This is a genomic window from Haloarcula sp. CBA1127, assembly GCF_001485575.1.
Classification (GTDB): Archaea; Halobacteriota; Halobacteria; order Halobacteriales; family Haloarculaceae; genus Haloarcula.
In genome coordinates this window covers 78,213-100,333 of record NZ_BCNB01000004.1, presented here as the reverse complement: position 1 = coordinate 100,333, position 22,121 = coordinate 78,213, and the positions used below count along the sequence as shown (strand labels likewise).

At 55.0% G+C, this 22,121-nt stretch carries 26 protein-coding genes and 1 pseudogene; 11 read left to right on the top strand and 16 right to left on the bottom strand.

The window, feature by feature from the left end:
* Positions 1–190 precede the first annotated feature (190 nt).
* The 5 genes from AV059_RS03775 to AV059_RS03755 form a co-directional block, all read right to left on the bottom strand.
* Positions 191–967: a PHP domain-containing protein gene (locus tag AV059_RS03775; protein WP_058992454.1), complete on the bottom strand. Its 777-nt coding sequence runs from the start codon at positions 965–967 to the stop codon at positions 191–193.
* A complete protein-coding gene (locus tag AV059_RS03770; RefSeq protein ID WP_058992452.1) occupies positions 967–1,713 on the bottom strand; it encodes a 2-phosphosulfolactate phosphatase in 747 nt (248 codons plus the stop codon). Before AV059_RS03770 ends, AV059_RS03775 begins: the two co-directional genes overlap by 1 nt.
* A 185-nt stretch (positions 1,714–1,898) precedes the next feature.
* Positions 1,899–2,708: an energy-coupling factor transporter transmembrane protein EcfT gene (locus tag AV059_RS03765; RefSeq protein WP_058992450.1), complete on the bottom strand. Its 810-nt coding sequence runs from the start codon at positions 2,706–2,708 to the stop codon at positions 1,899–1,901.
* The gene (locus AV059_RS03760) at positions 2,708–4,453 is read right to left on the bottom strand and encodes an ABC transporter ATP-binding protein (RefSeq protein WP_058992448.1); all 1,746 of its coding nucleotides are present in this window, start codon (positions 4,451–4,453) and stop codon (positions 2,708–2,710) included. Before AV059_RS03760 ends, AV059_RS03765 begins: the two co-directional genes overlap by 1 nt.
* A 1-nt stretch (position 4,454) precedes the next feature.
* Complete coding sequence (locus tag AV059_RS03755) at positions 4,455–5,195, bottom strand: hypothetical protein (RefSeq protein WP_228841736.1); 741 nt, start codon at positions 5,193–5,195, stop codon at positions 4,455–4,457.
* Between the two features lie 539 nt (positions 5,196–5,734).
* On the opposite strand from AV059_RS03755, the gene AV059_RS03750 reads away from it, so the two are divergent.
* A complete protein-coding gene (locus tag AV059_RS03750; RefSeq protein WP_058992442.1) occupies positions 5,735–6,748 on the top strand; it encodes a hypothetical protein in 1,014 nt (337 codons plus the stop codon).
* Between the two features lie 351 nt (positions 6,749–7,099).
* Here AV059_RS03750 and AV059_RS03745 read toward each other — a convergent pair whose 3' ends face one another.
* On the bottom strand, positions 7,100–7,813 hold the full coding sequence (locus tag AV059_RS03745; protein WP_058992440.1) for a hypothetical protein: 714 nt from the start codon (positions 7,811–7,813) through the stop codon (positions 7,100–7,102).
* 360 nt (positions 7,814–8,173) lie between these two features.
* Positions 8,174–8,434, bottom strand: coding sequence for a hypothetical protein (locus AV059_RS03740; protein ID WP_058992438.1), 261 nt, complete (start codon positions 8,432–8,434; stop codon positions 8,174–8,176).
* An 83-nt stretch (positions 8,435–8,517) separates the two neighbouring features.
* Between AV059_RS03740 and AV059_RS03735 the strand changes: the two are divergent.
* From AV059_RS03735 to AV059_RS03720, 4 genes and pseudogenes are all read left to right on the top strand, one after another.
* Positions 8,518–8,756, top strand: a pseudogene (locus AV059_RS03735) (hypothetical protein).
* Between the two features lie 382 nt (positions 8,757–9,138).
* Entirely contained in the window at positions 9,139–9,387 is a 249-nt protein-coding gene (locus AV059_RS03730; protein ID WP_058992539.1) for a hypothetical protein, read from the top strand.
* A gap of 30 nt (positions 9,388–9,417) precedes the next feature.
* Complete coding sequence (locus tag AV059_RS03725; RefSeq protein ID WP_050007857.1) at positions 9,418–9,642, top strand: antitoxin VapB family protein; 225 nt, start codon at positions 9,418–9,420, stop codon at positions 9,640–9,642.
* Positions 9,639–10,022, top strand: a complete 384-nt coding sequence (locus AV059_RS03720; protein WP_050007856.1) for a type II toxin-antitoxin system VapC family toxin — start codon at positions 9,639–9,641, stop codon at positions 10,020–10,022. The genes AV059_RS03725 and AV059_RS03720 overlap by 4 nt, the downstream gene beginning before the upstream one ends.
* Before the next feature lie 234 nt (positions 10,023–10,256).
* On the opposite strand, the gene AV059_RS03715 is transcribed toward AV059_RS03720, so the two are convergent.
* The gene (locus AV059_RS03715) at positions 10,257–11,405 is read right to left on the bottom strand and encodes a Fic family protein (protein WP_058992435.1); all 1,149 of its coding nucleotides are present in this window, start codon (positions 11,403–11,405) and stop codon (positions 10,257–10,259) included.
* Between the two features lie 386 nt (positions 11,406–11,791).
* On the bottom strand, positions 11,792–12,076 hold the full coding sequence (locus tag AV059_RS03710) for a hypothetical protein (RefSeq protein WP_058992433.1): 285 nt from the start codon (positions 12,074–12,076) through the stop codon (positions 11,792–11,794).
* A 2,302-nt stretch (positions 12,077–14,378) separates the two neighbouring features.
* On the opposite strand from AV059_RS03710, the gene AV059_RS03700 reads away from it, so the two are divergent.
* The 3 genes from AV059_RS03700 to AV059_RS21870 all read left to right on the top strand — a co-directional run bounded on the left by AV059_RS03700 (position 14,379) and on the right by AV059_RS21870 (position 15,504).
* Positions 14,379–14,705, top strand: a complete 327-nt coding sequence (locus AV059_RS03700; protein WP_228841735.1) for a hypothetical protein — start codon at positions 14,379–14,381, stop codon at positions 14,703–14,705.
* Between the two features lie 423 nt (positions 14,706–15,128).
* Complete coding sequence (locus AV059_RS22255) at positions 15,129–15,266, top strand: hypothetical protein (RefSeq protein WP_195156618.1); 138 nt, start codon at positions 15,129–15,131, stop codon at positions 15,264–15,266.
* Between the two features lie 91 nt (positions 15,267–15,357).
* The gene (locus tag AV059_RS21870) at positions 15,358–15,504 is read left to right on the top strand and encodes a hypothetical protein (protein WP_154020993.1); all 147 of its coding nucleotides are present in this window, start codon (positions 15,358–15,360) and stop codon (positions 15,502–15,504) included.
* Positions 15,505–15,743: 239 nt separating this feature from the next.
* Here the strand turns inward: AV059_RS21870 and AV059_RS03695 are convergent, their stop codons facing one another.
* The 6 genes from AV059_RS03695 to AV059_RS03675 form a co-directional block, all read right to left on the bottom strand.
* Positions 15,744–16,229 carry a hypothetical protein gene (locus AV059_RS03695; RefSeq protein WP_058992431.1) on the bottom strand — a complete coding sequence of 162 codons (486 nt, stop codon included), beginning with the start codon at positions 16,227–16,229 and terminating at the stop codon, positions 15,744–15,746.
* Entirely contained in the window at positions 16,219–16,887 is a 669-nt protein-coding gene (locus AV059_RS03690; protein WP_228841734.1) for a nucleotidyltransferase domain-containing protein, read from the bottom strand. Before AV059_RS03690 ends, AV059_RS03695 begins: the two co-directional genes overlap by 11 nt.
* A 354-nt stretch (positions 16,888–17,241) precedes the next feature.
* Positions 17,242–18,123: a hypothetical protein gene (locus AV059_RS03685; RefSeq protein ID WP_058992429.1), complete on the bottom strand. Its 882-nt coding sequence runs from the start codon at positions 18,121–18,123 to the stop codon at positions 17,242–17,244.
* Positions 18,124–18,401: 278 nt separating this feature from the next.
* Positions 18,402–18,539: a hypothetical protein gene (locus AV059_RS22250; protein ID WP_195156617.1), complete on the bottom strand. Its 138-nt coding sequence runs from the start codon at positions 18,537–18,539 to the stop codon at positions 18,402–18,404.
* Positions 18,539–18,838 (bottom strand): hypothetical protein, encoded by a 300-nt coding sequence (locus AV059_RS03680; RefSeq protein WP_058992427.1) that lies wholly within the window; start codon positions 18,836–18,838, stop codon positions 18,539–18,541. Before AV059_RS03680 ends, AV059_RS22250 begins: the two co-directional genes overlap by 1 nt.
* A 63-nt stretch (positions 18,839–18,901) precedes the next feature.
* Positions 18,902–19,219 carry a helix-turn-helix transcriptional regulator gene (locus AV059_RS03675; protein WP_058992425.1) on the bottom strand — a complete coding sequence of 106 codons (318 nt, stop codon included), beginning with the start codon at positions 19,217–19,219 and terminating at the stop codon, positions 18,902–18,904.
* Between the two features lie 268 nt (positions 19,220–19,487).
* On the opposite strand from AV059_RS03675, the gene AV059_RS22920 reads away from it, so the two are divergent.
* From AV059_RS22920 to AV059_RS03665, 3 genes are all read left to right on the top strand, one after another.
* A complete protein-coding gene (locus AV059_RS22920; protein ID WP_255356101.1) occupies positions 19,488–19,751 on the top strand; it encodes a winged helix-turn-helix transcriptional regulator in 264 nt (87 codons plus the stop codon).
* Positions 19,752–20,103: 352 nt separating this feature from the next.
* The gene (locus tag AV059_RS03670) at positions 20,104–20,400 is read left to right on the top strand and encodes a hypothetical protein (RefSeq protein WP_058992423.1); all 297 of its coding nucleotides are present in this window, start codon (positions 20,104–20,106) and stop codon (positions 20,398–20,400) included.
* A complete protein-coding gene (locus tag AV059_RS03665; RefSeq protein WP_058992422.1) occupies positions 20,397–20,648 on the top strand; it encodes a hypothetical protein in 252 nt (83 codons plus the stop codon). The genes AV059_RS03670 and AV059_RS03665 overlap by 4 nt, the downstream gene beginning before the upstream one ends.
* A 95-nt stretch (positions 20,649–20,743) precedes the next feature.
* Here AV059_RS03665 and AV059_RS03660 read toward each other — a convergent pair whose 3' ends face one another.
* A complete protein-coding gene (locus AV059_RS03660; protein ID WP_154020992.1) occupies positions 20,744–22,090 on the bottom strand; it encodes a hypothetical protein in 1,347 nt (448 codons plus the stop codon).
* Positions 22,091–22,121 lie beyond the last annotated feature (31 nt).

The following is a 22,121-nucleotide window of genomic DNA, read 5'->3' as shown; positions in this document are numbered from 1 at the left end:
TTTCGCAGGTGAAGAAACTACATCCAACGATTGGTATCACACGCATGGGACCTATTTTTTCGCCCCAGTCGGGTGAGGTACGTCCAATGAGATCGCCCTGACGGGATCATGGCATCGAAGACCACCAAAAGCGGTCAGAACGGAGAACAAGACTCAACAACCGAACCCACTGAAGCGCAGTTTCCAGAACTTACTGTTGATTGTCACGTAGTACCTCAGAAACAGGATACCGGTCTGAAGTTCCAGTCACCGCTCGTAGTTGGGGGACTCGCTGTGAGAGTTCCGCAGGCGTGTGGCTGTCCGATCCAAGAACGAACTGGATTCCATACTCAGTGAACAGATCTAGCACCGCTGGGTCAGGATGTACCCGGCCAAGTGATCCATGGACGCGGCCAGCATTCACTTCAGGGATTGTCTTGGAGTCACCAAGCGCCCGCGCAACCCGGTCATAATCGTCCCGAGTTGTGTGCCGCCGCAATGCTGGGACACGTTCTGGGAGGTCAAGATGCCCCACTACGTCGAAGAGTTCAGATTCGATGAGTGCAACTACCGCATCGTAGTACCGCTCGACTGCTCTCCGGCGTTGGGTTGCGGACGCAGTGCCGTACTGCGTCCCACTGGTGTAGTCGTACTGGTCGGCGAAGTGGACGCTCCCGATAGTGTATGCGAAATCGGCCGTGTCGAGAAACGACGCAATTCGCGATTCAGTACCTTCGACGTAGCTTACCTCGGCGGCATCATACAGTCGGAGGTCAGTCGTGTCTCTGGCAGCATCAATAGCTTTCCGACGTTGTTGATACGTTTCGACGAGGTCGTATTTCGCACGTCGCCCGAAGTCGTCTTCAGTGACGATACAATGATCGGTCAGCCCGAGTGCAGACAAACCAGCCTGCTCAGCCGCCGTAATCATTGCATCAAGATCCGACCCATCCGAGTATGTAGTATGTGAGTGGATATCGGTCTGCATCAGGTCTCGCTCTCGCCGCTTACGTCATAGAGTCGTTGCCCTTCCAGTTTCGGAACGATGTCACGGCTGTTGAACGCGAGTGTGTACTCGTAAAGATCCGTCCGCTTGATCTGGGGTTTCTCCTCGTACTTCGGTCCCTTCCCGAACTGAACGACTTCTCGATAGATTTCGCGTTGTTCCGGTGTCAGTGGCTTCCCGTGCAGTTGCCGAGCAATATACAGCGCGCCAACCAGATCCTCGGGTGAGGGTTTTCCCTTTGAGCCGGCGGCAACGAAATACGTCTCGCGGTCGCTGTCTGCGAGATAGTTGGCAACCGCTTTCCCGTTAGTCAAGCCACCAACGAGGATATCGATGTCGTCACCGCCTGCTAAGCGAAGATCCGTGACTGCGTTCCCACCGTTGGTCGAGGTCATCGCAGTCGGTCGACCAGCGACGTCAATATTCTGCACAAAGCTCGGCGAATTGAAGAAGTCGTATCCTTCTTCGCCTCGATAATCTGGACCGGAACTCCCGCCGATTTTCGCGTCTGGATGCTCAGCCTTGAATGCTGGTTCGTTCCCCCGTTCCTCGGTAATGTAGATATACTCCGCGCCATTTGCAAATAGCTCCGGGACCGTCGTCGAGAACTGCGCTACGTCGACGACGACATAGTTCCCTGGATCAGGGTCATCCGGGATCTTTGCTCGTCCGAGGATAATCGTCTCCAGCAGTTTCGATTCGAGTGAGTTACCAGTAATCAAGCTCACATCTCTCACTCAATCCGTCATGTCAAAAGGATCGCTAAGAGTGCTATACACCCGTTACACTCGATATATATGCCTCAATAAGTCTGTACAACACCAGTAGATCCCCTGTACAACCAATCGGAACGGCAGTCTGAGAGTGAGAATGAGAACACGAAGGGGGCGGAACCGTCAACGGTGGAAAGACATTAGAGGAGAAGCGCGAGCGCGGCAACGACAAGGAGAGAGCCGGCAAAGAAACCGACATCGACGGGCCGGATCTGCATATCTGCCAGTCGAAGCTCCGTGCTTGCCTCGTCAGTTAATGAATGCGAGAATCCCCGGGCTTCCATAGCCTCGACAGTGACTCGACTTCGCTTTGCGACATTGAATATCATCGGATAGAACGCACGTACCGATAGCTTCAGCAGGTAGGCGTAATGACGCCAGCGGAATCGCCCGGGTGAGTCAGGAGCCGTACTCCGTAGCCGGAACGAATTCACCAGATCGTGGTATTCCTCAAACAGTACTGGGAGCATCCGGTAGCCGTACGTGATGAGGAATGTGAACTGTCGTGGAACCCCGAGACTTCTGAGGCCCTGAGAGAGGGTCTTTGGGCCCATGCTCGAGAACACTGCCAAACTCGATACGGAGATGATCGTTAACTTCAGCGTGTACGGAATTAGCGCTCGAATTGCCGCGATGGGATCGCCCGTGAAGACAGTCACGACAGCGTACGATCCTAATGTCGTTGCCACAGTAAACGCCATCAGCCCGACGAGAAACAGACTGACCCGTGACAGGACTGCGAGCACTGACACGAACGCTAGCAGTCCGAGAAGGACGGTCGTGTCGTAGAACAGCCACGGGACGAACAGGAAGACGACGTACCAGAGTAACAGGACTCTGGGGTCCAAGCGGTGGAGGAACGAACCCTCATTCTCGTAGGCCGTCCGAAGCAAGTCAGACTTGATCGCCTCGACAGACGTGGCATCGCGAAGCGCATCGAGTGCCGTCATCACTGCTCCTCCACGGGCGATTTTGCTGTCTCGGTCGACGGACTTGCCGTGTTCAGTCGGTCTGTGAACGCCTCAACTGTGAGCGGTGCGGGACTGAGACCGAGTTCTGTCCCCAGGCGAACCACTTGCGGTGGGTGAAGGTTTGCTTGTTTGAGGGCAGGAAGGTCAGCAAACACGTCACTTGGCGGACCGTCAGCGATGATGTCACCGTCGTCGAGCACGACAACACGAGTCGCCCACGATGCCGCGAGTTCGAGGTCGTGTGTCGCAATCACGACCGTCTCGACACGCTCGCCTGCCCGGTTGATGGTTCGACCGACCTCCTCACGGCTTGCGAGGTCGAGACTGCCGGTTGGTTCGTCAAGCAAGATAATCGACGGGTTCGTCGCCAGCCCGATCGCCAGTGACGCCCGTCGCTGCTGGCCGACGCTGAGCAGACGGCCATCCCGGGACTGGAGGTTCTCCAAGTCGAGGAATTCGATCACCTCATCAACTCGCTGCTCAACGTTCGGGTAGTCCCTATCATCGAGATAGTGGGCGACATCAGCCCGGACACTATCGTCGATAAACATCTCTTCTGGGTTCTGCTTGACGTACACCACCTCCTCGGCCAGTTGCTCCGGGAGTACATCTTCAGTGTCCGTTCCGCCGACGGTTACCGTCCCTTCGTCGGGTGTTTCCAAGCCAGTCACCAGTTGCATGAGCGTGGATTTCCCAGCACCGTTGCTGCCGGCGAGGACGACTCGTTCGTCCGGGTAGACATCCAGTGAGAGAGTATCGAGAACGTCTTTCGTCCCGCTCCGGAGTGTATCATATGAATGGGAGACGCTATCAAAGGAGATGACAGGCTTCCCAGTCTGGTTCACTTTCGATGATCCATCAGTTCGTGCTCCAGTGTTGCTGCCGTAATCGGTGAACAAATCAAGGCCATCCGCAAGAGTCACCGGGAGTGGGCGAGCATCATCAAGGATGCGCTCGGCGATACGCGTGACCTGTGGGGGATGGACATCCTGCCCTCTGAGATCTTCGAGCTTATTCAGAGCCGTCTCGACCGGTAATTTCCAACTGACAATGCCATCCTCAACGAGGACAACGCTATCACAATATTCGGCGATGAACTCTGTCTGATGCTCGATAGTGACCACGGTTTTCCCATGGGTTTCGTTGAGCATGGCGAGACGGTCGTAGGTCTCTCGGGCGTTGACTGGGTCAAGCTGTGCCGCTGGTTCGTCGACGACAAGGATGTCGGGGTCTAGCGATAACGCTGCTGCCAGCGCAACCAAGTGTTTTTGCCCGCCGGAGAGTTCCCAGACGAAACGGTCCTCCAGCCCACTCAAATCAAGCAGATCTAGTGTTCGGTGGACTCGCTCGCGGTAGTCCTCGTGCCCATAGTTCATCGGGGCGAACGCGACTTCCTCGAAGACAGTCGGACTGACAAGTTGGTTGTCGAACTCCTGGAACACGTAGCCGACATGCTGAGAGAGGTCTGCAACAGAGCTTTCCGAGACATCGTGTCCAGCGACGGTAACTTGTCCTTGCATATCCCCCTCGTAAAAATGGGGGATGATCCCGTTAAACAACTTACACAGCGTCGTCTTGCCGGACCCGTTCCCACCGATGATGGCGACGAACTCGCCGGGTTCGATTGTCAGATCTGCCCCGGACAACACGGCTTCCTCAGCACCAGGATACTGGAACTGCAGTTGTTCAACGTCAATGTGAGAGTTATGTGTCTTTGTCATCATCTTATGCCGTTTGCGTTGCGCGGTACCAGACGATGGAGGCCACGATAGCGGAAACGACAATCGGGACTACAATGTAACTCTGGCCGAACGTCGCGAGGAATTCCGGCTCCCAGACGACGTTGACCGCTCCACCAACTTCGCTGGCAGCCTCGGCCACAAAGGCGAGCGGGAAGGCGATAAGCACCGCCAACAGCGCCTTCGGCGAAAAGCCACGCCACATCGACCCGCCGCGTTCACCCTCAAACGGTTCCATACCGAGCAGCGGTTCGACTTTCCGGTGAAGCTTGGGGTAGAGATACAGTGCGGGGATTACGCCGAAAAGAATCCCCGTGATCAGCAGCTGTGTGAGAAAGTCGACCCCTTCAAGCACGATAATGCTCTCGGGGAGACCGGGTACGGCTTCCAATTCTTCAACCCCGATATACACCTTCCCAATATCGATGAACGTAGCGAAGAACTCTTCGAGTGCCTCAGCCAGAAACACGACAATTGCCAACTGAGTGGTGTTTTCCGGGTCCTGAAGCAGTTTCGCGGCGAAATAATAGCAAACAGGGATGAGGAGCAATCCCTCCATGGCACCCAGTCCATCGAACTCACCGAGCAGTATTTCGCCGAATACGATTTCGCCAACAGGCACAGCTACTGCAGCCCAGTAGGTCCTGAAGAGTAGCACCAGCACGATCGGGATAAAGATGAAGCCACCAACGCCCAGTTCTAGCGGTCCGACCGTGAACTCAGGCATGATTTCTGTGAACGCATTCTGCAACCCAGTAAGGGACATAACGAGTATGAACACCATCATGTCCTGTTTACCAAACGATAACCAACCCTCCGTATCAGCCGAGAGTGTGCTCATGCTACACTGGAACGCATACTGATTACGTGTTTGAATATTTATAATATATGTACTGACTACTATGAATCGTCTACTGGGACTCATAAGACTATATACAACTCAAGAGCAGAACCAATTCGAAGGGATCATGCAGTCCCGACCGACTATCGGGACCGAGTTCACCTTATGCCCGGAACACGAAAACAGAGTAAAAGTCGGTCCCACTCCAAACACTCCATTTCGATATCATATCATCCACCCAATTATACAATGAGCATATCTCTCCAGAAGTAAGAGAACATATAGAATAGATTAATATAGTGAGATATAGGGTGTAGGATAGTATAGATGGATACTCAAGGACTCTCGTGAGAATATCATCTACTGGAGTCTGCACACGTCCATACTCTACTTTGCGCCACCTCTAAGCTGGAGGTTTAAATACGATGACGAACGCAACCATGCGTGTGACGGATCGGAACCCCGAGTTTGACCCCGCAGATATCCGTGATGCAGCAAGTTCGGACCCTAAATCGAGGGAGAACGGGCGGGAACACGTCCTCGAATCCCGCAGGTATCCAAGCGAGCCAGACGATGCTTCTCGAACCTGTGCGACCTGTGGGAAAGATATCCCCCGGGATGAGCGCCAGTGTCCGTTCTGCGCTCACACCAGCGTCTCAGAGACGCCTACCGACGACCAAGATGACAGCCCACTCGGGGAGTGGACGTTCGGTCGGGTCGTGCTCGCGCTCGTCGAGGCAAACACTACCTTCCACGCACGAGCCCTCGGCGCTGCGGCCTTCTCCGTGTCCGATAGTATCGCGAGCGGCGAGGAAACCTCCCACGGGACCGTGAAGTGCCGTGCAGCGTTCGGGAGTGAGCCAGCCTCCAATCTCACGAAGGGGTGGCCCGAGCTTCCGACCGAAACCACGATCCGGGAGGGCCGCGGACAGACGCTCTTGGAGACGGCCGACGAGCAGACCGATTGGGATGAGTCAGACGTCCAGCCACGGATCTACCTCGAGGACGGGTCACCAGTCACCGACCGCTCAGAGTTCCAGCGCCTCAGAGACGAGTTCAAGCAGGATGACGGCACGTACTGGCTTGTTCCCGGCATCGTGCAGCGCCATCAAGCGAGATCCGAGCTGGGGACACTTGGCGTTGAGTTCCACTGTCGGCAGTGTGGCGCCATAACGGGTCACGAGTCACATGGGCTCGACGGGTTCGAGTGCCACTCACATCTTGACCGGCTAATCTGGACCTGCAGGGAGTGTGGACAGCACCGCCACGAGCCCGAGCAGGAGGACGACACGGAAGAGACCACAGGCTATGAGCACCTTCCCGACGGTGTCTCACCGGAGGACATCCACAGCGATGAGCCTGACTTCCAGGAGCAGGAGTTTCAGGACCAGATCGAAGCTTATCGCGAGCGGCATGGTTCCTTCCCGTGGGAGCGGTAGCTATCGCGTCAAACGGGCGCGTAGTTTCCTTACTGTGAACTGCCACAGTCGGCTATACAGACCGTCACACGTAGAATTACTCCATATATTGCAGACGTGTTGAAGCCTTCAGCAGATAACAGGTATCGGCAGTCCTGCTGCACGCACAGATCATAGTCAACACCACGGACTGCTGGCAAGTATAACGACCAGTGGTCAGTACAGGTCAAGCAGTGACCGCAAACGCAGTCAATACCCTGATAACCGCCAACAACAGCCGGCTGAATACAGAGAGTAAGTTCAGAACAGTGTTACGTTAAGATTTTTATCAGACGAAAAGGAGTACGATAGAGTCGCTGGGCGAGTATTGACTCACGAATCAAATAGATAGTCGAACCCGCTATCGTATCTGCACCCATTGATTGAGGGCCGTTCTTTCACCCGCAGGATCATGCTTCCCGTATCTAGTGAACGAACGTCGTAAACGGGCGCTTGACGCACGCGTTCCCGCCCACCACAGTAGTCAATCCAAGACTCGCTCAGCAGAAGCAGCCACGGCAGTGCGTTCATATCGTGTTCGGACGGGATTGTCACCTCCGGTATCATGTCGGTCCTGCCGTGGTCGTTCCATAACAGGAGCGACGCGACATCGGGGTCAATCGCCTCTGCGAGGCGATAAAAGACCTCGTATAGTTTCTCTGTCCGTCTATCAACGGTGTCTTCGTCACTGTTTTGCGTGTCGAAGAAGTGCGCGTTCAGTCCGCCTAGGCGGACGGGGATGGGGCAGCTACCGAACTCAGCACTGGATCGGTGTGTGACCCTGAGTCGCTCCGACTCGAACTCGTAGTGAATATCTCCGGATTTTGCATTATAGAGCCGCTCGGTGAATTCGGGAATGGTAGCGTAGCTGGTCCCGCTTGATGAGTACCCATCTTCGTCGGCTGTAATCTCGCACGCGACCTCGCCGTCCCGGTCCGATGTGGATTCGATGCCAACCGAGGTCAGAGCCTCGTGGGCGGTAGCCACCGTCGCATCGTCCCAAGAGTCTCTGAGCATCGGTCCTATTAGAAAGACATCTACACCCATACTGCAAAAGTGGATGCGCGAGGTGATAAAAATCGTTCTGATAATGTCCAGTATTGTCTGGCAATGTCTGAACGTGGGGTGTCCAACACTGCCGGTCAACCGGAGTGTGTTCAGTGAGTCGCATTTAAGTAAGACTGTGAGGTTGCTATTTCACAGAACCGCTGCACTGTTATGCCGTTTGGAAGCACAGTCTGTACCCGTGTCCGGTATTCAGTCACAGTGAACAATATGTGCTATGTATTCAGCACGATCCAGTGAACAGCATCGGCATCTGATGGAAATTTTGGCGTTCAGTATGCGGTCTTATTGAGCAGACATTTCGCACCCTTTGTTTAATAAAGAAACTGTACCTGGCAACTGCTACTCTGGCAATAATCGGTCTAGTACAACGCTCGTCCCATCCTCAGTCCGCGGTACTGTATTCTCCAGTCGATGCTCGTCGCTTTCGTCGACGTTGAGGACACCGGTTTCGATGATGCGGGGGCCGTCCTCCCGCTCACCGGTGAGGGTCAGGCACAGCTGGCCGTCAACTTTGCCGCCAGCGACCGAGATTGAGTCGACTGCGTCGGGAAACGAAACGGTTGTCCAGCCATCGGGTTTCCGGACCCGGAACTCGGTCATTACCTCTTCTTCTGTCGGCGAAAGATATCAGCGCTCTGGCTGCCTGCAAGCGATTTTGTGTCTCCTTGTAGCTGGAGGAGATCATGAGTACTACAGCACCTTCCTTCGAGGAGTACGACTTCGACCGTGGTGACCGCTCCGGGTTGATTGGACAGACGGCAGCAGCCCACTCGATGAGGTCATTGGAACCGTCTCTGGCATCTCGTGCTCCGGCGGCGACGTGATCGTTGCTGTCGAGGTTGACGACGACCAGTATCCCGAGCACTCGATCTACGGTGGCACCCACGACGCTGCTCCCGAGTGGGTCGAACCGCTGGAGTAATCCTAGTCTGACGGAGGAGACCCGCCTGTACTCTATACCTCTTTGCGACGGCGAAAATTCATTTGGTCAGTTCACGGAATTGTGTCATCATGACATAGACTGCTGTGACAAGAATGACAGCGATGGCGGTCCATGTATTGGGGTAGAACAACAACGCAAGGCAATCAGCCAACAGTATCACGAAAACACCAACGTTCTGGATTTGATCGACTTGTGCAGAGGACCATCCCATGCCATAATTTGGCTCTGTGCGTTCATAAGTGACAGCGACAGTGCAGAAACCGTGGAGCACCACCAACAGGACAAGACCTCCTATCTGCGAAAGACATCAGCACTTTGGTTGGCCTACGAACGATTTTGTGTCTCCTTATGGCTGGAGGCAATCACGAGTCCTACACCTTCCTTCGAGAAGTACGAGTTTGACCACGGTGACCGCGTCCGGGTTGATTGGACAGATGGCAACAGCCCACTCGACGAGGTCATTGGAAGCGTATCAGGTATCTCGCGCTCCGGCGGCGACGTGATCGTTGCTGTCGAGGCTGATGACGACCAGTATCCCGAGCACTCGATCTACGGTGGCACCCACGACGCTGCTCCTGCGTGGATCAGTTCCTATCCCCTCTCCCAATAAATAAGGAGGTGTACGTCTATACCTACATGTATGGGAACAAAAAGTCTCACCATCACTGACGAAGCGTACAACCGGCTCAAAGAACACAAACGTGAGGATGAGAGTTTCACGGACACGATTCTTCGACTGACCGGAAGTGATCGGGACTTGATGAAGGGGTTCGGAGCCATGAGCGACGTCGAAGGGTTCCGTGATGCCGTTGAAGCAACTCGTGACGATCTCGACGCTGACCTCCGAGACAGGACTGAACGATGATTGCGTTCGACACCAGTTTCCTTCTCGACTATCTTGACGGCGTCGAAGCCACAGCCGAGTATCTTGCGGATCACGAAGAGAAACCGTTCTTTGCTCCATCACTGGCACTTTTTGAGGCCTATCGCGGAGCTGCACGAACCGGCGGCCGTGAGCAAATAGAACGGGTTGTATCCGCTCTTGATTGGGCGGAACCCCTGCCGTTAGAGGATGCAGCCGCTCAAGAAGCCGCTCTCATCGAGGCTGAACTCTTGGACGCCGGCGAGCGCGTCAATCTCGGTGATACACTCATCGCAGGGGTGTGTCGCCACAATGGTGCGCGGATCGTTACGCGTGACAAGCACTTTGATCGCGTTCAAGGCCTGGAAGTTCAACAGTACTGATGAGCGAAGATCTCGGACTCGGGGACGCCCTCGCCGCAGTCGCCGTTGATCTCGATGTGGACGCTGTTGCCGAGGTCCGGGATGCCCGCGAACAGATATGATGTACCTGCTCGATATAACCGGGACCGTACAGTTGCGCCAGTTTGAGGTGTGAGCAGTTCGTGTTCGCTTGCTCATTTGCGACCTAACAATCTGCCCACTGTCTTTCGAGCGGTTTGTTCGTATGACCCGCTCTCACTCCAGAGGTTGATCGAGAATGTCGAAGATATCGACAGCTTTGAACTCCTGATACCGTTTTTTGCCAGTCGTTTCGGTCAGGACATCCTGTCCCTCAAGCTCCTGAATCGCGTTCCGTGCTGTCTGTTGGGTTACATCCAGCAGCTCGGCAACGTCGTTCGTGGTCAGGTATGGCTGCTTGAACAGGCGCATCGCCAGCCGGTCGGCGGCTGTTTTTTCGTGTCCATAGGTTCGCTCATACTCCCGACGGAGATCTCGGAGATCATTCGTTCGGGTGACAGCCTCGGCAGCTTGCGAGCGAATCCCCTCGACGAAGAATTCTAGCCAAGGCTCCCAGGCACCTGTTTCGCTGACTGTTCGCATCCGGTCGGCATACTCGATCTTGTTGCGGTTGAAATACGCACTCGGATACAGATACGGCTGCGTGAGGTAGCCGTTCTGAATCAGTTGTAACGTGATGAGAATGCGTCCCAGTCGGCCGTTCCCATCCTCAAAGGGATGAATCGTCTCGAACTGATAGTGGACAAGGCCAAGCTGGACAAGATCGTGGTACTCGCTGGTTGTGTTGCAGTACTCGACGAGATTCGTCATTAGCTCCGGAATCCGGTCGGGTGCTGGCGGGACGAAAGGTTCCTGAAACGACGAGGCTGCTGGGAGATTGATTGGCTTCGCACGGAACTCGCCGGGGTACTCACAGTGGCCACGCACGTCGGCCATCAGTACCTCGTGCAGGTCCTGCAACAGTCCGAGTGTGATACGGTCGCCCTCAGAGAGTCGGGCCGAACCTTCGGTGATCGTCTGTTCGTAATTGAGTGCCTCTTGGACATCCTTCTGAGTGGTTCCACTATCGGCGAGTTCCTGGGACCGGAATACGTCCTCGATATCGATATCTGCACCCTCAAGCACGACCGATTCAACTGCTTCGCGACGGACCATCGTCGTGTACAGGAGCGGATTGGCTTCGGTCTCGTCGCCGATACCTTCCAGCCGGCCGAGCTGATAGATCGCGTCCTGCAGCAACTGCTGGAAGTCAGTGTCAAAGTTGAGTTCGTGTGCCGGTGGCAGTGGATCTGGAAGATAGTATGGCCGGCGTCCGAAGGGGACGTACTCGCCAGGTGCTTCATCCGGGAGGCTGTTGCCCACCATTTTGCTTGCAGTCGTCGTATTCGGGCTAAGGCAAAAACACCTGTGGTATATTTTGGTTAGCTCGCCAGATATCCGATATTCATATATATGCGGAAAGTCGGACACCGTCGCTAACCAAAATCGGGGGCAAGAGCTACAACACATCCATCTGATTCTCGGCGTCACACCCGTTGTGACCGAGCACATCGCTCTGGTCGCTCCGTTCGTGTTACGACCACTCACTACACGCCTGCAAAGATGGGGTCGCTCCCAGTTCCTGCAGCTAGCCAACAGCAGCGTCGGCAGCGGCAGGGCACGTGCCACCGCGTCTATCAGCGTCAATTCAGTGCCGTTGGGACACTCCCGCTGGTGGGTGACTACGGTCGTGGTCAACGCTGGAGTGAGTGCTATGGCCGGTCATCCTTTGAGTCCCAGCCCCGGCGCTCGGTGGCTACATCGTGGGTGCGGTCGCCGACCATGTGGTGGAGTCGCCACTGAGACGTTTCTGGTGGCGCTGCATTGGTCGCAGGGTCCGGGTCAGACGCTTGCAGCCGGCGGAGCGGTTCTGTTGGGAGGTCTGCCAGCAACACGCCCGTGACGTGATCGTCGCTGGCGGAACTGACCAGCAACAGTGGGTCACTGTCGATGGTCGTGATAGCGACAATCTCGCCGACGGTCGGCTGGGGAGTCATCGGCCCGCCTCCTGAGAGCAAAATGGAAGACATTCAGCCCTCGCCAGATTGACCGACTGTAACCCTGAATCACAAATGATTTTGATACCAGTTTTATAACGGTTGGTTGGGTTCCGGCCCCCGTTCAATCGCTCTCCACTCCACCTCCAATTCATCGATTGGCCCGGGGCTGGGACCTGTCGTCGTGGATACCGACCCTCACAGGTGTGTCGCACGCCATTCCCCCGGCTGCCACCCACTTTTCCGGGGCACAGGATACAGAAGTTGTTTAGCCGTGATTGTAGTCAGTTGTTGGCCGGTGAATCGGGGATGCTGTCTTAGTAACCCGACAGACCGCGTGAAAGTATCGTAGACCGCTTGATATGCACTCGTGTCAGGAGCAAGTGGGCGGTGGACCCTGTCGAGTTTCACTTGGTATTCACACCCACCAGTTGTGACAGGGTCAGAGCCAGCTTTTCCGACTGTTTCGAGACATGCTCTGCCTCATGTGAGACACAAACTACATTTGTATTTATCACTCACATAGCAAGTACCAGCACAGAACAAACCACTTTGTACTGGGGAATCGACCTGTGAGAGATGCCCTGATAGCAACGGTTATGTACGAAGTGTCCAGTTATTACTGTAGGGTACCAGTCGGTAATCACTCGTCTAGTGACCGTATGCCTCTGACAGCATCAACCGACTGCGTCCCGATATTCCGCCGCTTTTCGATACCGCTGTGTTAGCTGTAGAGACATTACTGCCCACCTCTGTCAGTGACGAGCTGTGGCAGGTCACACAGGCCTGCGAGTGTGCTTGCCTGGCGCTGGAGTAGCTGTCTACCAGCGTCAGTTAGCGTATACACGTTCGTGCGAGCGTGGCTGGGATGTCGGGCCACACGTTGGTGGCTCGCTGGTCAGCGATCTCACCCGAGATGTTGAGGCGGCAGCTGTACCGTCGAGGAGCGCAACTGACTGCGGCGTGCAGCGCAGGCGATTCGCAATAAGCTAGCGACCGAGTCGGTTGCTGTATTCGGCAAACAAAATACACGTTCGTGTAGCTGATGAAGAATTAACACACTGTCGTTAGAAGCGCCTGTATGAACATCCGACGGAACCTCTACGTCGCGGCATTCGTTGGTGCATCATTGTCGTACATTTTCAACGTACTTGCGTTCACTGGTACCTTCGATGTATTCCGTTGGTTCGTGTTCGCTGTCGGTTTTCTCGGCTTTACGTTTGGGTTTGAGAAGTTCATCGGGTGGCAGACTGGATAACACGAGTCCAGATTGGGGCGAGTGAGCATTCAGTGCCGCAGACAACTTCTGTGTGGACCACACCGCTACTGACAGGTGCCGAATAGTTGCCGAGGATACTGCTGCATACAGAGTGCGAGCCCTGTAGTCTGTCGCCTCCCGTCTCCGGTAGTACAATCGCGTAGCATAGGAGAGGTCGTTTTACTGGTATCACATTGAAACATTCCTTTGTATCGTGAGCAGGAACGGATATCGTATGGTCCCCTATATCAGCGAGATGCTGTTCAATGAGCCACAAGGCCGTCAACGCACTCTTTCAGTTTGGCGTGTCGCTCACCTTCTTGTGTATGTTCGCGTATACCGCAAGTATCGGCGGCGCAGACGATGCTAGATGGGTCTTGTTTCTTGTTGTCGGACTCGCGCTGTCCGGACTCGCAGAGTCACTCCCCAAGAATCGGCGCCAGGTGGCGGGGGTACTCCGCTTCGTGGCAATTTTCGTCTTGGGGATTTTACTCGCTGCTCCGTTCACCGGTTTTACATCCATTATTGGAGGGCAATAGACGGGCTCTCCGGGAGTAGCACCCAAGCGACAGGCTTCGCGACAGAGTAGAAGGCTTCCCCGGAAGGTATCGTTCTGAATAGCGGTCGAAGCGAAAACCGATATCATCCCATGAGGTATTCCGACGGCCGATGAAAGGAGACGACGGGAGCGGCGGTCATTGACAGAGCCAGGACCAGATGTCCCACATTACCCTCCCTGTCACAGAGTGCGAAATCCGACCCTGCCCTGCAGTAAGTTCAGCATCCAGCGTTCACAAGCCCATTAGGGATCGTCGAATACGTTGAATTACGAGGACCCGAAGATCGCCGGAGTTCTCATGTAGACCACTGGTGTCGGTGAATGGCTCTGCTGGCAGGATTGCAGACACCCTGAATATCACAGTTGGAAATGTGCGGGGTGGATTAATATACACAGAGGTGGCAGCGTGTGTAATGGTACAGTCGATTTCAGAGTATGTCGAGTATGAGAAGTAAGACGGTGTCGGTGTCTGGTATATTGAAGATATGCCTGCAGCCGTCGAGAGCGGCGACATGGAACAAGCTGAACAACACTATGTTGAGACAGCAAGCGATCCAGATATGCATAGTGTCGTTGTTGAAATCGGGAACGTAGAAAACGCTAACCGCGAGGTTCTCAAGCATGTCAATAAGAACTGGACTGAAGTGTCCGAAGAATCTGGCGTCAAAACGACTGCATATGTCGCTGATGGGCTGTCACGTCTAGCAATTAGCCAGAACAATGAAGCTAAGAGCGTCACAACAAAAGGATTTGAAGACTTTGACGACGCACTTGAGTGGGCTCAGGAGCAACAGCAGAAGTTCATGGACTGAGACGGTTTAATTTTGCAGTCACCCTCCATTTGTGAGTGTGTCCCGCGGTCGACACGATGGCCCAATTTGTGTGACGCAGGCCCCAATCAGATGCCGCTCGCGACTACCACGACGGGGACCTGCCCAGTGAAAACGAGGTCTGTCAGCAAGCGATAGAAGGCGATGTGTGATGTCCAGTGACTCGTCTCAGGAACGCATTATCTGCAGAACTGTTGGGTGCGACGTACCGGTCTTCGATACCGAGCGCCTCGCATGTGTTGATATAGAGTGCGGCCCGGGTATGGCTGTCGGACGCTAGGCTGGATTTCGTTCTCACGGCCACCACTCTGTCTGAGATGTCGCTGAGGCCTGAGTGAGCCCTATCGGTTGCTTGCACGCGCTGCCAATTTTGTGACCCCCCACTGGGTGAGGGGTTTCCCGATCATGAGCACTGACCAGCAGTCCGTCGACGAACAGCCTTCAGATACCGAAGCCGACGACCAACCAGACGTTCGTGCCCAGCATCGACAGGCACAGGCCAGTGGTGAGGTCTTCCAAGGCCAGCCTCACGGTAGCAAGTAGGTGTCCAATCTCGACTGACGGCAGGCCCACAAGGGAGATTGACCTCGACAGTTGAGAAACGGTTAATCAACTGGATAGGGAAGTCGATCGTGTGATGATCGACGAGGAGGTCCGCCAATTGTACGAGCGATACCAGACGGCCGAAAGCGACGCCAAACGCCATAAGATTGCGCTTAAGATGGGGAAGCTTGACGGACGCCGCCACGCAGACATCTACGCAGCGCTCGAAAACGAGTGAGAAGTGCCGCGTTCTACGCTTGCTTGTACAGCGTTGTTCGGGGTTAAGGGCTGCTTGGTCCCTTTTTTCGACGGTTTTGTTCTTTTGTCGTAAGCTGAATATCGGCGCGCACATCAACGTCGTGCGCGGTTGGAAACGAGAGGGACACGGCTGTACTGTCGCTGGCAGTCGAGTACTTGTAGCGTGGGCAGACAGGCGACAGGAACGGCTGGATGGCTGGTGTGGCGTCTGTCCGTCGATCAGCAGAGACATTCGTGGCGCACTTGACTCGCGTTGACGAGGTCTTGATGGACATCGGTGGCAAGTTCGTGCATTGCCTGTGCTTGCGATTCGGTGGCAATTCCGAGCCGGTAGTAGGTTTTTGTCCGGTTCTGGTTCCACAGTGCAGCTAATCGCTCCCCAAACGCGTCATCATAGAGTCCGATTTCTGCACCTCGCTGGTACAGTCGCCGATGACTACTGATGACTTCGGCTGCGTCCATCGCGCCATCGTGTATGAGTCGGAACTGGATCGTCCGCTCTATCGCGACGAATGACGACTCAATAACAACCGTGTAGTAGCCGTCATCAAGCAGGCGGGACGCAGCTGCCAGAAGCCGACACGCTCGCCGAAGTTGGACCAATTCGGCTTCGTCAACATCGAGTCCGTCCTCAACATTCTGTGGTGCTTGCTCGAAACTACGTTCAGCGGCTTCCAGTGCATTGAGGACTGATTCATTTTTCATTCGCGTACACCTCGGCGCGGATATCGGACAACTGATCTGTCCGAACCAGTGTCAGTCCTTCGTCAAACTGCTGTTGGAGCCGGTCGCCAATCCGTTTCGCGCTCTCTGTCGATTCAACTAATGCTTCGAACGTGTAGCGGTTCCCCTCGAATTTCGTCTCTTGGAGGGAGCTTACGATTGATTGGACAGTTCGGCGAGCCTGTGTCCTGTCATCTTCGACGAAAACGAGAATATCGATATCACTTGCGCGGTCGGCTGTCCCCCGTGCAACACTACCGAAGAGCAGGACGCCAACGAGATTATCAATCTCTTCCTGAACGCTATTGACGAAGGCCTGGACAGGCTTATGAAACTCAGATTGGGGGATCGACAGGACCGGATCGGGTTTGGTGAGTCGGTCACGATGGATACGCACGTATTGCTTCCGGCCTTCTTGACGGGTCTGCACCGTGCCGAGCTCTTTGAGCAGTTTTACTGCCTTCGAGACCGTTGCCTGATTTCCATCAATCATCTCCGCGAGTTGGCCGATAGTGAACTCATTATATGGCTCCTCAATCAAGCGAGAGAGTACATCCTGCATCGCCTGATATCGAAAGACCCGGTCTTGTGGAAACGGATACTCCAAAGCAAGCGTTGTCGTCTCTTTCGTAGTAGGCATACTATTCCTATTAGGAATGTATTAGTATAAAACCCAGCCTCAGTCTGTCAACAGCCGCTCGCTAGTTTTACGATATATCGGGGCAACTGGACACCGTCGCTAACCCTAATCGAGGGCGAGAGCCACAGGAAGTTCATGTGACTGGGCGTGGCGTCACACCTGTTGTGACCAGTGGAATCGCTGTCGTCGCCCCGTTTGTGTTACAACCACTCACTACACTCCTGAAACAATGAGGTCGCTCCCGGTTCCTGCAGCTAGCAGACAGCGGCGTCGGCAGCGGCAGGGCACGTGCCACCGCGTCCACCAGCGTCGATTCAGTGCCGATGCTTGTCTCGACAGGCTTGTGTCACAGGGTTAGGGTGCGGACTCTACCACAACGGGTGTGACGCCACCCGTCGTGGCTTTGTGGTCGCTGCTTTCCAACAGATCGAGGCCGATGTAGCGTTTCTCAAGCAAGCCTTCGGCTGTATCCATATCCATCGCGAGGAGTTCGGTTTTGGTCTGCTCCCGTCCGACCTGCCGGGTCTTCTCGACGATGTCGTCGCCGCCGATTTCGACTAACTTCTCCCAGACGCGCTTGATTGTCTGGCGGTGTGGTTCCTTTCCGAGTTCGGCCGTCAAGGCTGTTTGCACGTCGGCTTTGGTCATGAACACGCCGCTGCCGTCGGTTCGCTTCGTGGCAAATTCCGGCCACCGCTTGGCGACGGAGATGGCGCGGTAGGTGTTCTGGCGATTCGCACGTTCGACGAACATGGTCTTGACCTTTGACTGCCGGCAGTTCGCGAAGAAATCCAGCGGCGAACTACTGGGTTCGGTGCCGTCGGGTAGCTGCTCGGCGTCTTCCTGGTGGTCGGTCTCGGCGTCGAGTTGCTGGGCTTTGGCGATAGCACTCTTGGCTACGTCGTGGGTCGCCTCCTGCTGGGCTTCGAGGTCTTCGAGACGCTGTTCGTTCGTGGCGGCGTCGCCGACCGCTGTGGTGGCAACGTCATGTGTCTGTTCGAGGTCTTTCTCTAGTTCGTTGACGCGCTCTTGGAGGTCATCGATAGTTGCGACCAATAGCTCAAGAACACTCGAAACCGGGGGTGACACTTCGTCGTCGAGCTGGGCGATGAGTGACTGCAGTTCATCGGTGTCTGGACTCTCTTGTCCGAGATCTATCCCGAGTGCATCGGCAAGCGCTTGATCGGTGGCTGTACGCTCGGTCCCGTCGTCGTCGGCGGTTGGGTGTCGTGGCATCGTGACCACAGGACCCGTGCCCGGAATCGAACCGAGCGGGGCTGACCACAGCACGGGCTCTTGGTGACGTGGCTGGCGCTCTCCGGACGTGGCAGTTGGCTCGTGGCAACCCTGCCCCGTCTAGTGAATTTGCGTTGTGGCACTGCGCCGGCGGTGACTAGCTGTCTGGATGCACTGTCGCCTCGGCCAGCGTGGCACTGGGTTCACTGGTAGTGGAACGCTCCCGCTGGTGGGAGGGCTCCAGTCGTGGTCGACACCAGAGTGAGTGCTGTCGCCAGTCATCCCTTGATCACCGCCCGGCGCTCGATGGCTACATCGTGGGTGTGGTCGCCAACGTGGTAGCAGAGTCGCCACTGGGCCGTATCTGGTGGCGCTGTATCGGTCGCAGGGCCCGGTGATGGATCAGCACGGGCCATCAGTTCTCGTCTCCTGCGAAGGGGTGAGGACGGCTGCTGTCGCGTTCAACCAGTGCGTAGTCGGTCGTTGGTACGGTGAATGACTGGCGGTCGTCAGTCCGACCGAGTGCCTGAGCCAGCTGCCGGCGTGTGGCTGTGTCCGGGTCGGACGCTTGCAGCCGGCGGAGTGGTTCTGTTGGGAGGTCTGCCAGCAAGACGCCGGTGACATGGTCGTCGGTGGTGGAACTGACCAGCAACAGCGGCTCACTGTCGATGGTCGTGATCGCGACAATTTCGCCGACGGTCGGTTGAGGAGTCATCGGCTCATCTCCCCATAGCGTAGTTGGTCTCAGTGAGGTTGTGAGAGAGTAGTGTAACTACCGTCATTGCTGTCTCCCTCTAGTGGCGGACCGAGGCTGCTCACAAAGACTTGCGAGCGTGTCAGCGTGGCGCTGGAGTGCTTTTCGGCCGGTGTTGGTCAGCGTATATTCGTTGGTGCGTGCGTCGAGTTCATCGCGGTTGATGAAGTCCTGTTCGGCGAGTGTGCTGAGATTCTGGTAGAGCCGGCTGTGGTTGATCGGTTCGGCGTAGCGTTCATCGAGGTACGCTTTGAGTGCGAGGCCATACGGTTCGTTCTCGACGGAGGCGATGGCTTCCAGCCGGTCGCGCTGGAAGCCCGACAGGGCGTAGTAGGTCGTCATTGGTGGCCTCCGCTTATAGAAATGGCTTCTGGATCACGCAGCTGGGTGGTAGGGATGAGGCGAGCGCGTGGGCGAAAGTGCGTTGGTGAGCGATGCGACTCGTCGTGGGTGAGCTCGCGTGTGATCATGATTTCAGCGGGACACCGGACTCCGTTGCCGGTCGGCCTCCTGTACAGAGTAATGTATAGCCACCTTCACTTAACTATTGCCAACTGGCAACACTTCAGGATGGTCGAACTTTTTACCAGATAGACTGAACTTGGATACAGTGACTGACCGACCTGGACCGAATCCGTCTGTCAGCGACGAAGCCCTTATCCGGGCGGTTTTAGAGGCATATCCACCGGCTTTGGGAACCTCAGATGTAGCTGACAAAGTCGAATTAAGTAGCGAAGCAACTCGCCGTCATCTGAAACGACTGGAAGAGGAAGGATACCTTTCAACAGATAAGCTGGGATCTGTCCGCGTCTGGTGGGTTACAGACGATGGGCGTGGCTATTTGTCCGGAAGGAATGGTTCGTCAAGCCAGTAGAGAACCACACTACCACTGAGTTGTTCCCGGTTAAGTTTGCCCTCCGAACTTAGTCTATTTAGCCTTTGACGCACCCTTTCACGACCTAAAGACACTTTTTCGGTAACCGTTGTTACTGTAGCGAATGGCCTCTCACTATTCCTGATCGAATTAAGAAGAGCTTCGTCTGTGACTTCTGGATCAGGCCCTCTTGTGGACATGGTTCTCAATTCCTATCTATTGTCGACCAACAATAGTTTTTTGTTGTTGGGGACAAACAGTACAAGTAGGAACACACGCGCCGCTGGTCGATTTCTCACGAAATCGCCCCGGTGCTTGGAACACCGAGGCACGTGGTTCCGTCCAAGAACCAATGGCAACTACGCAATCCAATCCACAAGAACGTACCGCACGCGAACTACTCACCCAGAGCCGACCGCTCTTTCTCGGCGTTGACGGCGCAGGTGCTGCCCACTACTGGGACAGCTATGAATTTGCCGTGGCTGTTGTCACGGCTGAGGGAGACGCCGAGAAGGTCGAGTCGTCGGAGACGCCGTTTGAAACGCTCTCCGAGTGGTGTGAGTACACGCGCTCGGAACGTGGCTGGGATATTGGCCCGCATGTCGGCGGGTCGCTCGTCGGCGATCTCGTCCGAGGTGGTGGGGCATGAGCTGCACTGTAGAAGAGCGCAAGCGGGTGCGGCGGGCCGCGAGGGCGATTCGGGAGGAAGTGGCTACTGAGTCGGTGGATGTGCTCGCACCGAGTGCGAGTCAGTACGGTGAATGGACGTTGGATGTAGTGCTTCGGGACACTGAGGGTGTGCCGCCGGAGGTTCTTCGAGAGTTAGCGCTCGCTGGGTTGACGTTGCAGCCGACGCCGTCGCAGGCAGGGTATCAGCACGTGGCAGCGACAGTGTAGGCGGGTGGAACGCTAACCAACAATGGCAGACTAACGCCCACAACTGTCTGTTAACTAACTCTCACTACAACAATTCTGATAAACCAATGATGTGATTAGGGAGTCCAGATAGCACGGATTTCATTGTGAGATAATCTAATTTCAACATCACTCTTCGAAATAGACGCTGGCAGGTAGAATATCATAAGACCTGAAACCTCAGCCCCGGGGTCACTGGCTAGGAGAGTGCGCGGGTAGATGCTCCCACTTACTGGTGATGTGAGTTCCAAATCGTCGACTGAACGATTCTCGATATTCGTGTAAGCCTGATCGCCAGTCACAATCGCTAATGGCTCTTCCCAGCGCTCAGGGAACATCTGATTCTCTGTCGTCGTATTTGTTACAGTGAATCTAGCGATAGCGATCTGCTTCTCATCCCCTACCTCCAATCTGTCAGACTCTATTGACTGCGTAAGCGCCAAGTCTGAGACAGTATACTCAATACCGCTTGGAGCCGTCCATGTGTCACCTAACTGGATATTTGGTGCAACGATATTCGTAGTCGCCGTCTTTGCTGAGCCAACCGAAAGACTGGCATTACCCTCATAGTAGCTGTTAACGGGCAGTTCAAACGTCTCCTCTTTGGTTTCGCCTGCCTTAAGGGTATACTCAAGCGTGTGGCTATCCGAAAGAAGTTCAGACGTTACCACAGTGGTATACCGACCTGTCCGACCCCCTGTGTTTTCTACCGATACTGTAGCTTTGACCGTGTCGGACAATTTAGCTTTATCGGGGAAATCAATCTCTTCTTCAAATGTAATTGTTTTTGCATCATCAAATCGCAATTTCCAAGCTACTGGTTCGTCATCCTGTGTTTGCATCTCACGCACCTGTAGCGTCCCGGTAGAGATGTCAGCAGGAATCTCAAATACTAACCATCCACGGGTGGTACTCCCAACCTCAGGGCCTTCGAATCCAGCCTCAACCTGATATAACTCAGCGTTCACTGGCTGATTGAGGCTTTCAGAATCGATATTGTTGATACTGTAGGAAACCGATCCAGCCTCAATTCGGTAGTCTGCTATTTCGGGTATACTACCGTTTTCAGTTTGTTTTTTTGCCTGTACGTCAATGAGAATAAATTGCTTCCCGTCCTCCGCAGTCACTGCATTGTTGTCGTATGTACCGATAGTGTATAGCGTCTGTGTGACAACTGCTTCATTAACCTTGAGGCGGGTTTCTCCAGAGGAAAGACGTGTTTCGCCAATCTGATCAGGTGTTGATGTCGGGGTACTGTTCTCACCGCTCGATGTGGGCGATTCCGGTGTATCACTGTCGCTACCTGATGAGGTCGATCTCGGTGTGTCACTGTCGCCACCTGATGAGCAGCCGGCAAGACTAGCAATCCCAGCAGCACCAGTAGCAATCAAATATTCACGTCGAGAGACATTTTCTTTTGGCATAACATTTGGATATATTCAATTTCGATGGTAT

Coding starts and splice junctions, on each gene's coding strand:
- AV059_RS03775 (WP_058992454.1), bottom strand. CDS start 967: ATGCAGACCGATATCCACTCACATACTACATACTCGGATGGGTCGGAT.
- AV059_RS03765 (WP_058992450.1), bottom strand. CDS start 2,708: ATGACGGCACTCGATGCGCTTCGCGATGCCACGTCTGTCGAGGCGATC.
- AV059_RS03760 (WP_058992448.1), bottom strand. CDS start 4,453: ATGATGACAAAGACACATAACTCTCACATTGACGTTGAACAACTGCAG.
- AV059_RS03755 (WP_228841736.1), bottom strand. CDS start 5,195: ATGCCTGAGTTCACGGTCGGACCGCTAGAACTGGGCGTTGGTGGCTTC.
- AV059_RS03750 (WP_058992442.1), top strand. CDS start 5,735: ATGACGAACGCAACCATGCGTGTGACGGATCGGAACCCCGAGTTTGAC.
- AV059_RS03745 (WP_058992440.1), bottom strand. CDS start 7,813: ATGGGTGTAGATGTCTTTCTAATAGGACCGATGCTCAGAGACTCTTGG.
- AV059_RS03740 (WP_058992438.1), bottom strand. CDS start 8,434: ATGACCGAGTTCCGGGTCCGGAAACCCGATGGCTGGACAACCGTTTCG.
- AV059_RS03725 (WP_050007857.1), top strand. CDS start 9,418: ATGGGAACAAAAAGTCTCACCATCACTGACGAAGCGTACAACCGGCTC.
- AV059_RS03720 (WP_050007856.1), top strand. CDS start 9,639: ATGATTGCGTTCGACACCAGTTTCCTTCTCGACTATCTTGACGGCGTC.
- AV059_RS03715 (WP_058992435.1), bottom strand. CDS start 11,405: ATGGTGGGCAACAGCCTCCCGGATGAAGCACCTGGCGAGTACGTCCCC.
- AV059_RS03710 (WP_058992433.1), bottom strand. CDS start 12,076: ATGACTCCCCAGCCGACCGTCGGCGAGATTGTCGCTATCACGACCATC.
- AV059_RS03700 (WP_228841735.1), top strand. CDS start 14,379: ATGCCTGCAGCCGTCGAGAGCGGCGACATGGAACAAGCTGAACAACAC.
- AV059_RS22255 (WP_195156618.1), top strand. CDS start 15,129: ATGAGCACTGACCAGCAGTCCGTCGACGAACAGCCTTCAGATACCGAA.
- AV059_RS03695 (WP_058992431.1), bottom strand. CDS start 16,229: ATGAAAAATGAATCAGTCCTCAATGCACTGGAAGCCGCTGAACGTAGT.
- AV059_RS03690 (WP_228841734.1), bottom strand. CDS start 16,887: ATGCCTACTACGAAAGAGACGACAACGCTTGCTTTGGAGTATCCGTTT.
- AV059_RS03685 (WP_058992429.1), bottom strand. CDS start 18,123: ATGCCACGACACCCAACCGCCGACGACGACGGGACCGAGCGTACAGCC.
- AV059_RS22250 (WP_195156617.1), bottom strand. CDS start 18,539: ATGGCCCGTGCTGATCCATCACCGGGCCCTGCGACCGATACAGCGCCA.
- AV059_RS03680 (WP_058992427.1), bottom strand. CDS start 18,838: ATGACTCCTCAACCGACCGTCGGCGAAATTGTCGCGATCACGACCATC.
- AV059_RS03675 (WP_058992425.1), bottom strand. CDS start 19,219: ATGACGACCTACTACGCCCTGTCGGGCTTCCAGCGCGACCGGCTGGAA.
- AV059_RS03670 (WP_058992423.1), top strand. CDS start 20,104: ATGGCAACTACGCAATCCAATCCACAAGAACGTACCGCACGCGAACTA.
- AV059_RS03665 (WP_058992422.1), top strand. CDS start 20,397: ATGAGCTGCACTGTAGAAGAGCGCAAGCGGGTGCGGCGGGCCGCGAGG.
- AV059_RS03660 (WP_154020992.1), bottom strand. CDS start 22,090: ATGCCAAAAGAAAATGTCTCTCGACGTGAATATTTGATTGCTACTGGT.